The organism is Providencia stuartii (assembly GCF_029277985.1).
GTDB classification, from domain to species: domain Bacteria; phylum Pseudomonadota; class Gammaproteobacteria; order Enterobacterales; family Enterobacteriaceae; genus Providencia; species Providencia zhejiangensis.
Map to the genome: position 1 here is coordinate 345,337 of NZ_CP119546.1, position 11,436 is coordinate 356,772.

General features: G+C 40.6%; 12 protein-coding genes. 5 read left to right on the forward strand and 7 right to left on the reverse strand.

The genetic code is table 11. The features are described from left to right. Nucleotides 1-233 precede the first annotated feature (233 nt). Nucleotides 234-809, forward strand: coding sequence for an aminodeoxychorismate synthase component II (locus P2E05_RS01495; RefSeq protein ID WP_154622466.1), 576 nt, complete (start codon nucleotides 234-236; stop codon nucleotides 807-809). Between the two features lie 130 nt (nucleotides 810-939). Then, nucleotides 940-2,160 (forward strand): aspartate aminotransferase family protein, encoded by a 1,221-nt coding sequence (locus P2E05_RS01500; RefSeq protein ID WP_154622467.1) that lies wholly within the window; start codon nucleotides 940-942, stop codon nucleotides 2,158-2,160. A gap of 66 nt (nucleotides 2,161-2,226) precedes the next feature. On the opposite strand, the gene P2E05_RS01505 is transcribed toward P2E05_RS01500, so the two are convergent. After that, nucleotides 2,227-3,321: a hypothetical protein gene (locus P2E05_RS01505; protein ID WP_272657834.1), complete on the reverse strand. Its 1,095-nt coding sequence runs from the start codon at nucleotides 3,319-3,321 to the stop codon at nucleotides 2,227-2,229. Nucleotides 3,322-3,503: 182 nt separating this feature from the next. Beyond that, nucleotides 3,504-4,136: a cAMP-activated global transcriptional regulator CRP gene (crp, locus tag P2E05_RS01510; protein ID WP_004923862.1), complete on the reverse strand. Its 633-nt coding sequence runs from the start codon at nucleotides 4,134-4,136 to the stop codon at nucleotides 3,504-3,506. A gap of 306 nt (nucleotides 4,137-4,442) precedes the next feature. Between crp and P2E05_RS01515 the strand changes: the two genes are divergently transcribed. Beyond that, complete coding sequence (locus tag P2E05_RS01515) at nucleotides 4,443-4,847, forward strand: OsmC family protein (RefSeq protein ID WP_154635684.1); 405 nt, start codon at nucleotides 4,443-4,445, stop codon at nucleotides 4,845-4,847. Nucleotides 4,848-4,918: 71 nt separating this feature from the next. On the opposite strand, the gene P2E05_RS01520 is transcribed toward P2E05_RS01515, so the two are convergent. Genes P2E05_RS01520 through P2E05_RS01530 form a run of 3 tightly spaced genes read right to left on the reverse strand, consistent with a single transcriptional unit; the run spans nucleotide 4,919 to nucleotide 7,043 of the window. Then, a complete protein-coding gene (locus tag P2E05_RS01520) occupies nucleotides 4,919-5,785 on the reverse strand; it encodes a phosphoribulokinase (RefSeq protein ID WP_269724005.1) in 867 nt (288 codons plus the stop codon). Between the two features lie 59 nt (nucleotides 5,786-5,844). Further along, nucleotides 5,845-6,063, reverse strand: coding sequence for a YheU family protein (locus P2E05_RS01525; RefSeq protein WP_154623249.1), 219 nt, complete (start codon nucleotides 6,061-6,063; stop codon nucleotides 5,845-5,847). 5 nt (nucleotides 6,064-6,068) lie between these two features. Next, the gene (locus P2E05_RS01530; protein WP_163860553.1) at nucleotides 6,069-7,043 is read right to left on the reverse strand and encodes a hydrolase; all 975 of its coding nucleotides are present in this window, start codon (nucleotides 7,041-7,043) and stop codon (nucleotides 6,069-6,071) included. 95 nt (nucleotides 7,044-7,138) lie between these two features. On the opposite strand from P2E05_RS01530, the gene P2E05_RS01535 reads away from it, so the two are divergent. Beyond that, entirely contained in the window at nucleotides 7,139-7,744 is a 606-nt protein-coding gene (locus tag P2E05_RS01535) for a LysE family translocator (RefSeq protein WP_154623251.1), read from the forward strand. 69 nt (nucleotides 7,745-7,813) lie between these two features. Here P2E05_RS01535 and murP read toward each other — a convergent pair whose 3' ends face one another. Both murP and murQ read right to left on the reverse strand, forming a co-directional pair. Further along, nucleotides 7,814-9,286 carry a PTS N-acetylmuramic acid transporter subunit IIBC gene (murP, locus tag P2E05_RS01540; RefSeq protein WP_163860554.1) on the reverse strand — a complete coding sequence of 491 codons (1,473 nt, stop codon included), beginning with the start codon at nucleotides 9,284-9,286 and terminating at the stop codon, nucleotides 7,814-7,816. A 27-nt stretch (nucleotides 9,287-9,313) separates the two neighbouring features. Continuing rightward, on the reverse strand, nucleotides 9,314-10,225 hold the full coding sequence (gene murQ / locus P2E05_RS01545) for an N-acetylmuramic acid 6-phosphate etherase (protein ID WP_272657835.1): 912 nt from the start codon (nucleotides 10,223-10,225) through the stop codon (nucleotides 9,314-9,316). A 236-nt stretch (nucleotides 10,226-10,461) separates the two neighbouring features. On the opposite strand from murQ, the gene P2E05_RS01550 reads away from it, so the two are divergent. Further along, nucleotides 10,462-11,322 (forward strand): MurR/RpiR family transcriptional regulator, encoded by an 861-nt coding sequence (locus tag P2E05_RS01550; RefSeq protein ID WP_154623254.1) that lies wholly within the window; start codon nucleotides 10,462-10,464, stop codon nucleotides 11,320-11,322. Nucleotides 11,323-11,436 lie beyond the last annotated feature (114 nt).

An 11,436-nucleotide genomic window follows, 5' to 3' on the forward strand; every position in this document is an offset into this window, starting at 1 on the left:
AAGAATAATTTGTTATCAGTATGTAAATATAATCCCATGATTTTTATATGGAAAATGGTTTAGATAAATTGGATTACTTGATTTAAATAGGCTATTTTCCTGCCTCGGCTGTGTTATGATACCCGCCCCTTATTATTTTTCACTGCTTTTTAGCTCGTATTCTGATTGCTAATGGTAGTAAACTATGCTGGGGATATAATATATAATGATAAAAATCAGTCGGATAGGCTACTATGCTTTTACTTATTGATAATTACGATTCATTTACTTATAACTTATATCAATACTTTTGCGAATTAGGCGCAGAAGTACTCGTTAAACGTAATGATGAAATTTCTATCGAAGAGATAGAATTATTAGCGCCTACACACCTAGTGATCTCACCAGGACCTTGCACGCCTGATGAGGCAGGGATCTCTCTTGAAGCCATTAAATATTTTGCAGGTAAAATTCCAATTTTAGGGATTTGCCTTGGTCATCAAGCGATCGGTCAAGCCTTTGGAGCCACGGTTGTGAAAGCAAGAGAAGTGATGCACGGCAAGACTTCTGCTATTCATCATAATCATCAAGGGGTTTTTAAAGGGTTAAATAGGCCGCTTACAGTAACTCGTTATCATTCCCTCGTCATTGCCGCGGAAACATTGCCAGCATCTTTTGATGTGTCCGCATGGTCACTGAATAACGGTGATGTGGATGAAATTATGGGAATACGTCATAAAACCCTACCAATCGAAGGTGTTCAGTTTCACCCAGAAAGTATTTTGAGTGAGCAAGGTCATGATCTACTGAATAATTTTCTAAAATACTAGACGTTGCTTATTTCAACAAAAAAATAAAATTCACTTCATCACTCGCTTAGCTATTGCTCTTTTGTGATTTTTTATTCATATTTATTGCTTATATTTTCACTTAAGCACTAAGCAAAAGCAGGTGAGGGGTATGAAAGAACAACAAGCAGTAAATCGGCAGACCTATGATGAGGTGATGTTACCTATTTATTCTCCGGCAGAATTCATTCCTGTTCGTGGGGAAGGTAGCCGAGTTTGGGACCAGCAAGGTAAAGAGTATATCGACTTTGCTGGTGGGATTGCGGTGTTAGCACTCGGTCATTGCCATCCTGCTTTAGTTGATGCAGTTCGTGAACAGAGCGAAAAGCTGTGGCATGTGAGTAATATTTTTACCAATGAGCCTGCGCTAAGATTGGCTCAAAAGCTAATTGAAGCCACTTTTGCTGAACGTGTCTTTTTTGCAAATTCTGGTGCTGAAGCCAATGAAGCCGCATTTAAATTAGCGCGTCATTACGCTATCACTAAATACAATCCATATAAAACGAAGATCATCGCTTTTAAGCAAGCCTTTCATGGTCGTACCTTTTTTACCGTATCAGTTGGAGGGCAAGCCAAATATGCGGATGGCTTTGGACCAAAACCCGCTGATATTATTCATGTGCCATTTAATGACCTTGATGCGGTCAAAGCGGTCATTGATGAAAATACATGTGCGGTCGTATTGGAACCTGTACAAGGGGAAGGGGGCGTCACTGCTGCAACGCAAGCGTTTATACAAGGCGTACGTCAGTTATGCGATGATAATAAGGCTCTATTGGTCTTTGATGAAGTGCAAAGTGGTATGGGGCGTACTGGTAAGTTATTCTCTTATATGGATTATGGTGTGGCACCCGATATTCTGACCACTGCGAAAGCTCTTGGTGGCGGTTTTCCTATTAGTGCGATGCTGACCACCCATGAAATAGCGCAAGAAATGGGGCTTGGTACACACGGTACGACTTATGGTGGAAATCCGTTAGCTTGTGCTGTCGGTAATGCGGCGTTTGATATTATCAATACACCAAAAGTGTTGGATGGTGTCATCAAGCGACATGAGCTATTTGTTTCCCACTTGAATAAGCTCAATGAAAAATATGATATTTTTGCTGAGATCAGAGGGAAAGGGTTATTAATTGGTGCAGAATTGAAAAACCAACTCAATCATCGTTCGAAAGAGATTTTACAGGCGTGTGCCATTGAGGGATTAATGATGCTCAATGCTGGGCCAAATGTATTACGCTTTACTCCATCATTAATTATTTCTGAGGAAGAAATTAATAGTGGTATGAAAAAATTAGAAACAGTGATTGAAAACGTATTAAAAAATAAATAAATGTCTTTTACTCAAAGAGGTATTAACCTCTTTGAGTTTTTAACCATTGATGAGTAGATTAGATCATTATCTTTTTTTGTATAACCTTTCCACTGACGCCTGCTGATCCTCTAATGTCGCAAATGTTTTTCGAATAATAACAGGAGCATTTTGAGCATTATTTGGAGTAATCGTTTTTTTTATTTTACGAGAACTTTGCGTGCTTATATTTTTTGTGTGATTAATGCGGTTTCCCTTATTTTGTATTTGTTGGGGATCAGCCTTGTTGTGAGTCTCAGAAACGCAAAGGGATAATGCTATTTCAGTCAGACCTCTTTTAACTTGCCCATTTATAATGACGCGTCCAGTGCCTTGAGAATGAGAAGAGATGACATGAGCGGTCTGATGAATTGACTGTTCCTTTTTCGGTGGATTGAGTTCCTTAGTCGTGGTGGCTATTTTGAGGGGAATACGACTTCCTTTTTGATATGAAATTGGTTTCGGTTGAGTGAAGTGTTTAATAATGGTGTCTTTCTCGGATTGAGTTTGTTCTTTTTTATCCATATACCAAACTAAATCCAGTTCTGAATAGTTTGTACCAATAAGGCTTGCATTGAGTTCTGATTTTTTCAGGTAGAGCATTGAGCGATCTTTTAGAGATTCAGCAGAATAGCGATTAGCCTCTAATTTATCTAACACGTGATGACATTTAGATTTCAACTGCTCAAGTTTTTGTTGAAGATGACATTCAGACGTCGGTCTCTTCACATTTAATGGGGAGGTTGATTGGTTATCACAGATATGACGCTCATTTGTTTTAATCGTATTTTTTGACATGCTTGGTTTTAATGAATAGGAAAAGGGTAACGATAATGAGGGTAAAGAAGGGAGCTGGCTCTTATTGAGAATATTGGCGGTATTGATTGCCGCATCGATTTTAGTTTGCTGTATCTGACATGCGTTATCATCGTATTTTACGGGTGTCGATAAGGTGATTGAGGTTGGCTTAGTGCTATGTATTTCGTTAAGAAACTTATACTTTGCTTCTAGATTATTTCTTTTTATACGACATGATTCAGCGATTGTTTCAGTTGTCAGATTGCCACGTTTGAGCATCTCTGCATGAGCCGCTACTGTTTGGTTGATATATTTTACGGATGGGTGATGTTGACTTGTTTTCATTTTAATAAAACCTTTAAATAATAGTATATTAATTATTCTAGATTTTATTTTTTAGTGGATATGAATAATATAAAATAACGATACTTATGCTATTTGCTGGTTTTGTGGTGATATCGAAGGAAAATGGCTCTATATCAAAGATATAAAGCCATTATGCAATTGAGGTCAGACGAATTATAGGTTTATCGAGTACCGTACACCACGATAGTTTTACCATGCGCGGAGATAAGGTTTTGGTCTTCTAGCATTTTTAAGATGCGACCAACCGTTTCGCGGGAACAACCGACAATTTGGCCAATCTCTTGGCGTGTGATCTTAATTTGCATTCCATCTGGATGCGTCATCGCATCGGGTTGTTTCGCTAAATTAAGTAGCGTTTGAGCAATACGGCCTGTGACATCAAGGAAAGCCAGATTACCGACTTTTTCTGATGTGGTTTGTAGGCGGCTTGCCATTTGCGCGGAAAGGCGCATAAGGATATCAGGGTTAACCTGAATAAGCTGACGAAATTTTTTATAAGAAATTTCAGCGACTTCGCAGGCACTTTTTGCTCTGACCCAAGCTGAACGTTCTTGCCCTTCTTCAAATAACCCTAGTTCACCAATGAAGTCTCCCTGATTTAAATAGGAGAGGATCATTTCTTTGCCTTCTTCATCTTTGATTAAAACAGCCACTGAGCCTTTAACGATATAGTAAAGGGTTTCTGCTTTTTCACCCTGATGGATCAGAGTGCTCTTGGATGGATATTTATGAATATGGCAGTGTGACAAAAACCATTCAAGAGTAGGGTCTGTTTGTGGCTTGCCGAGAACCATTAGCGTTATCCTCTGTATGTTAATACAGCCATTCGGTTAATCGTCACCAGAATAGCTGGTTTTTTAAAGTCACTAGCTTAGCATATTAATTCGCATTATAGAGCAAGTTAATACCAACACTATAATATAATCAATTGAAACCTTGAGTTTTGATCTTAACCCTATCAGGTGGAACTTTGTTTGTAACATATTAAACTCAGAAAGTCTTGTTTTTATCGATTCAGCATCATAAAGCGCCTATTTGATTGAAAGGGTTTATGTAACAATGTAATCTTTTAGATAAACTTTTTCCTAGGGGAATAAAATATGGAAGCAAGAGTTAAATGGGTTGAAGGGCTCTCTTTTTTAGGCGAATCGGCTTCAGGTCATCAAGTTATGATGGACGGTAATTCCGGTGATAAAGCGCCTAGCCCAATGGAAATGGTCTTGATGGCTGCGGGCGGTTGTAGTGCTGTTGATGTTGTTTCTATTTTACAAAAAGGCCGTAATGACGTGAGGGGTTGTGAAGTTAAATTAACGTCACAGCGTAGGGATGAAGCACCTCGTTATTTTACCCATATTAATTTGCACTTTATTGTAACGGGAACGGATTTAACGGAAAAAACGGTTGAACGCGCTGTTCAGCTTTCTGCTGAAAAATATTGCTCGGTCTCATTAATGTTAGAAAAAGCCGTCACTGTTACCCACAGTTTTGAAATCAAAAACCAATAATTTATTTATTAATTATATAAATTTTTTAATTTATGATGCTTATTTTAAATAATAATAAGCATCATTTATTATTAATCATGTTTTCTTTTTATGAGTTTTTCGACCAACGGTGTCATGATTAACTCCATCGCTAATCCTAATTTTCCACCTGGTACAACGATAGTGTTCATTGCGGATATAAAAGAACCATTTAACATCGCCAATAAATAAGGGAAGTCGATCTGTTCTAGCCCCCTAAAACGAATGACAATGAAACTTTCATCTTGTGAAGGAATCGCTTTAGCGGAAAATGGATTGGATGTATCGACAGTCGGTACACGTTGGAAATTAATATGGGTACGTGAAAATTGAGGGGTAATATAATTAATATAGTCACCCATTGAACGTACGACGGAATCCATGACGGCTTCTCGTGAATGCCCCCGTTCTGTTGTATCGCGGATCAATTTTTGGATCCATTCAAGGTTAACGATTGGAACCACACCCACTAATAAATCGACGTACTGTGCGACATCGTTTTCAGGCGTGACGACACCGCCATGCAAGCCTTCATAGAATAAAACATCACTATTTGCAGGTAAGGGTTCCCACGGTGTGAATGTGCCAGGCTGAAGCCCATAGGGTACAGCTTCATCATAGGTATGAAGGTATTTACGTGATTGACCTCCACCCTGTAAGCTGTAATCTAATAAGGTCTGTTCTAACAATGAAAAATCATTCGCTTCGGGACCAAAATAGCTGATGTGGCGGCCTTGTTCTCTTGCTTTGCGAATCGCCATATCCATTTCTGGACGCGTATAACGGTGGAAACTATCCCCTTCTAATGTTGCCGCTTGGATATTTAACTGATGGAATATTTTACGAAATGCTAAGCTTGTGGAGGTGGTTCCGGCACCACTAGAACCAGTAATTGCAATAATTGGGTGCTTTTTTGACATCATGGACTCCCTGTGCTGCGTTTGCGTCCATGCTTATTAAAATCATGAGCGAAACGGGTTTACGGGCGAAACTGACTTTTTGGCATAAAATTAACAGATTCATGTAATTCTGACCAGACTAGCACAATTTCTCCTGAAACTAACAGCCGTTTTACGTCGTCTACCTTTTGTTGTAACGACTTTTCATGTTCACCATAATCTGTTCCTTCACGTAAGACATAAGCTTCGATCAGGTTTTCTAAAGTGTCAGGGTCTAAATCTTTCCAAGGAATAATCATGACGTTTATTTACTTAAATATGCTGTTAACCATTGAGGAATACGTTTTTCTAACCACATTTCTGGTTTCCTAAAGGAACCGCTAACAAAACCAACATGTCCACCATGTTCAGTCATTTGATATTCGATATTCGCGGGTAAATGTGCTAAATCAGGCACGACATCAGGTGCCATAAAAGGGTCATCTTTGGCATGAATGATTAATGTCGGTTTGGTAATACGGGGTAACCTTGGTAACGCACTGCATTTTTGATAATAATCTGTCGCATTTTCGAAACCATGGATCCTAGCCGTGATCACATCATCGAACTCACGAATACGTTTTAGTTGCTTCAGTTGCGCTAAATTTAGGGGTAATGAACCTGGGTAACGCACCAGTTTGCGTGTGGCATTACGTTTCAATCCATTCAGTAAATAACGTTGATAGAATTGGGAAAACCCCTTTTCCATGCGAATCGAACAAGGTTCTAGCATCAAAGGAGCAGATACGACAACCCCTGCATCAAGGTCTGCCTCATCACCACTTTCCGCTAAATAGCAAGCAAGCATATTACCACCAAGAGAATAGCCAACAGCAGCGGTTGGAACATTTCCCCAAGTCTGTTTTAGCCAATGCAAAAAATACCGCGCATCACTGGTTTCACCTGAGTGATAAATCCGCTTTTGACGATTCGGTTCACCACTACAACCTCGGAAATGCATGATCACCCCTAACCAACCGTGATTCTGGGCGCTTTCTAACATGCCATGAGCATAAGGGCTTTTAAAACTACCTTCTAAGCCATGAAATATCACTAAACGCGGTTTATCGCGTGCCAGCTCAGGGGCTTCACTCCAAGCAAGGTCGATAAAGTCACCGTCAGGTAACTCAAGTCGTTGCCAAATAGGCTTAATTTTCGGTGTACGTCGAAAGATCCTTGGCAATAATGTTTGAAGGTGTGGATTCTTAGCCCAGTTGATTGGTCGAAAGTTTTCTGACATAGCCTTATTTAATTTAGTAATACCCTTGTGGGGCACATAACATACTGTTATTTTTTTGTGATGCAAGTGCACTTAATCGTTAGGATTGATTATAAATGAGTCTAGGACTAGTTTTTTCACTTTTTACGTTTCTATTTATTGCAGCAATAACACCCGGTCCTAACAACATGTTGTTAACATCAAGCACTGCCAATTATGGTTTCCGTCGCAGTGTTCCCTTATTATTGGGGATCATGTTGGGTATGCAGTCTATACTTTACCTTTCCGCGTTTGGTGTTGCAGCGCTTTTATTGCTTTATCCCGCATTACATATCGGCATGAAAATCGTTGGTAGTATATATTTATTGTGGTTGGCATGGAAAACCGCAACCGCCAGCTATTCACCATTGAAAACAGAGAGTACCGTTGCCAAAAACATCAAATGGTATCAAGGTGGGTTGTTACAATTTTTAAATCCAAAAGCTTGGATGATGGGGCTCGGTGCTGTCGGTAGTTATAGTCTCCCCGGAGAACTGTTTACTCAATCGATTATTATAATGAGTATTGCCGTGGTCATGGTTAATTTAGTGGCAGGGGTAATTTGGATGGCTGGCGGAGTCTTCATTGGCCATTTTTTAAGAAGCCGTCGTGCGTGGTTTATTTTTAATATAGTGATGGGACTATTAACGGCAGCTTGCGTCCTCTTGATTTGGCTTGAATAAAAATGTGCGGTAAACGGCAAAAAACCTTTATGAAGGGGGGAGCCTAATCATTGTGGCTCCCCCTATCATTTAATCCAAATCGATATTTTTGCTACCAAAGAAGTAAGTGAAAATAAATCCGCACACATAAGCGACGGCAATGCCACCGACATAAACCGACATACCTGCAAACACACCTTGGGCAGAGGTCATGAGCGGAATGGCAACTAAACCTGATGGGCCAAACACCGTGTTCAGTCCGACAGGTAAGCCCATCCAAGCAATTAAACCAATAAAGAAACCACCCGCAGCCCCCCCTAAACAGGCCGTCACGAAAGGCTTCACGCGTGGTAAGGTGACGCCATAGATCAGGGGTTCTCCAATACCAAGGAAGCCCGGAATGATGGCACCGCGAATTTGATTACGTAAAACCGAATCTTTTTTCGCTTTTGCATAGAGTGCGAGAGCGGCACCCACTTGCCCAGCACCCGCCATGGCCAAAATTGGGAATAATGAGTTGAAGCCTTGGGCATCCACTAAGGCAAAATAGACGGGAACAAATCCTTGGTGTACCCCAAACATCACGGCGATCAAGAATAAACCTGCTAATACGGCGGTTCCAAATGGATTACCATTGAGGTGCATAAATAGCCATGACATACCACTGAATAACCAGCTACCTAATGGCATGATGACCACATAAGCCGCCGCACCAACAATCAGTAAGGTAATGGTGGAAGTTAAAATCATATCAAGGTTAGCAGGAATAATTTTACGTACCTGTTTTTCAACCCATGCACCAAAAATACAGGCGATTAACACACCGATAATGCTGCCTCTAGGGTCTATATCCCAACCAAAAAAGTTGGTCATTCCTGAAAACACCCCAGTGGTTGCATTGGGGTCATAACCCAATACAAAGAGTGCGGCAATAATCGCGCCATTGACTCCACTACCACCGAAGGCTTTTTGGGCATTATAGCCAATTAAAATACTTAAAAAACTAAATAACCCTTTGCTGAACACCGACATATAAAGAATTAAGTGCACGCCAAATGTCTGTTGTTCTGGGGTTTTAGGTAACCCTTCCGGATAGAAGGTTTGAGTCGCTAATGTTGCGAAACCGAGTAGTAGACCGGCAGCAATAAACCCAGGAATAAGGGGAGTAAAAATGGTGGCAAACTTAGATAAAAAACGATGCACTGCACTTGTTTGTTTCTGCTTCATCTGTTGCTTATTCGATGAGGCAAGTGCACTTAGGTTCGTTGCTAATGAAGGATCTGTTTTTTCGTCAACAACCTGCTCACCACTTTCGAGTATTTGATTCATTAGGTCAGCAGCAGTTTGTGCTTTACCTGGCCCTAGAACAATTTGTAATTGCTCATCACTTTCGATGACGCCAAGGACGCCAGCGATTTGTTTAATTGCTGTTTTATCGACAAGTTGGTCATTGTTGAGTGTTAAACGCAAGCGAGTCATACAGTTTCCCGCTTGCTTAATATTTGCACTGCCGCCGACCTTTTGCAGGATCTCCTGCATCATTTCTTTTGTGATTTTAGCCATGCCATTTACCCTATCAGTTTCCGTTTATTAAACGGACTTTGCGACGTTGAGCGCCGTACGAATAAACCCATTATTGTCTGATAGCAATTGACGTGCTTCATGTGCATTTAGCCCAGATAAGATCATCAAAATTGCTGTTTTGCAGTGTCTTTGACATTGTTGTAACGCGGATTCTGCGGTTTCCCTGTCACATTCAGTCGCTTCCATGACGATTCTGACTTGTCTCTCAACTAACTTGGCATTGGTTGCTTCAACATCGACCATTAAATTGCCGAAGACTTTACCAATACGGATCATTGCACCCGTCGTGATCATGTTGAGCACTAATTTCTGTGCTGTTCCTGCCTTCATGCGTGAAGAACCTGTCACGACTTCTGGTCCGACAATAGGTGTAATAGCGATATCGGCTGCATTTGCGACCGGACTATTTGGGTTACAGCTAATGGAAGCTGTCACAGCGCCGACTGTGCGTGCGTAGGCCAGCGCACCGAGTACATAAGGTGTACGGCCACTAGCGGCAATACCGACAAGTACATCTTTGTGATTAAATTGGATGTTAATCAGATCTTGCTCTCCCAGCTCTGGTTTATCTTCCGCATTTTCAACAGCACGGAAAATGGCTTGGTGACCGCCAGCGATTAAACCAATCACTTGTTCATGGGGAGTGCCATAGGTAGGAGGGCATTCACTCGCATCCAAAATACCGAGGCGACCTGATGTGCCTGCACCTGAATAAAACAATCTACCGCCATTGAGAAATGCTTGGGCGACTTTGTCGACAAGTTGTGCTATTTGTGGCAGTACTTTTTCGACAGCAAAGGGTACTTGCTTATCTTCATTATTGATGACTTGCAACATATCAAGAGTAGACAACTGATCGATATGGGTGCTCGCTGCGTTACGACTTTCCGTTACCATTTTGCTTAAGTCAATGGTCATAATAAATTACTCCTACTTCGGTTAATGGAAGGATATTAAGGAATTATTTATTCCAGTGATGTGATAATGATCACGGTGCTCTCTATTCTGAATTGTCAATATGAAAGAATATTTCTGTATGATTTAGATAGAGATGATTAGTTACTTATTGAATTTAAGGGATTAATACTAAGTAATGCTATTTTTCTACGAGGAATAATTTATTTTTAATCATAGGCAATGAATAAGGAATAAGGATGACTTTACTGGATACCATCACGTGTTTGCTACCAAGGCTTGCTGAAAATCAACGTAAGATCGCTCAGTACATCCTCGAAAAACCCGAGCGCGTACTTAGCTTATCTTCTCAGCAACTGGCGGAAACGTTGAATGTGAGTCAATCTGCTATTGTTAAATTTAGCCAAAAGGTCGGCGTGAAGGGATATCCGGCACTCAAATTAGCACTCAGTGAAATTATTGGTCGTCAACAACTTGATGAAGCGAACCCCCATGTGGCGTTGCATAATCGTATCACTCAGAGCGATAACCTAATGGTTGTTGCACAAAAGTTGGCTCTGGAAAAAAACTATTCCATCACCGAAACAACGCGTCATCTCGATTTTAAAATGTTTGAAAAAATTGTGGATAGCATTGATAAATCACAACGTGTACAGATTGTGGGGATTGGGGGATCAGGCTTAACGGCCAAAGACTTAAGTTACAAATTACAAAAGATTGGTATCACCACCTTGGTCGAATCGGATCACCATGTGCAAATTGCAGCCGCACTGACCTTGACCCCGCAGGATACTCAAATCGTGATTTCGTTTACAGGTAAGCGTAAAGATATGCTGACTGCTGCCAGCATTGCCCGTAAACAAGGCGCTAATGTGGTGGCAATTACGCGTAGTAGGCTTTCTCCTTTAGCACAATTGTCAGATTATGTACTGGAAAGTATTGCGGAAGAAAACGAATGGCGTAGCTCATCAATTTCATCGAGAACGGCTCAAAATACGCTGACAGACCTACTGTTTATGGCTTTGCTCCAAAAACGTGAAGCACGAGCGAAAATGTTGGTAATGAATGCGCGAGTCATGATCAATAAATTAGACGAGTAAAGGCAAAATTGTTTTTTATCAATAAGTCACTTGCTTGTTCTTTGCAAAATGCCCTTATTTGAGTTAAGACTAATATAATGAATAAATAATATGACGCAATATAATAAGGGCATT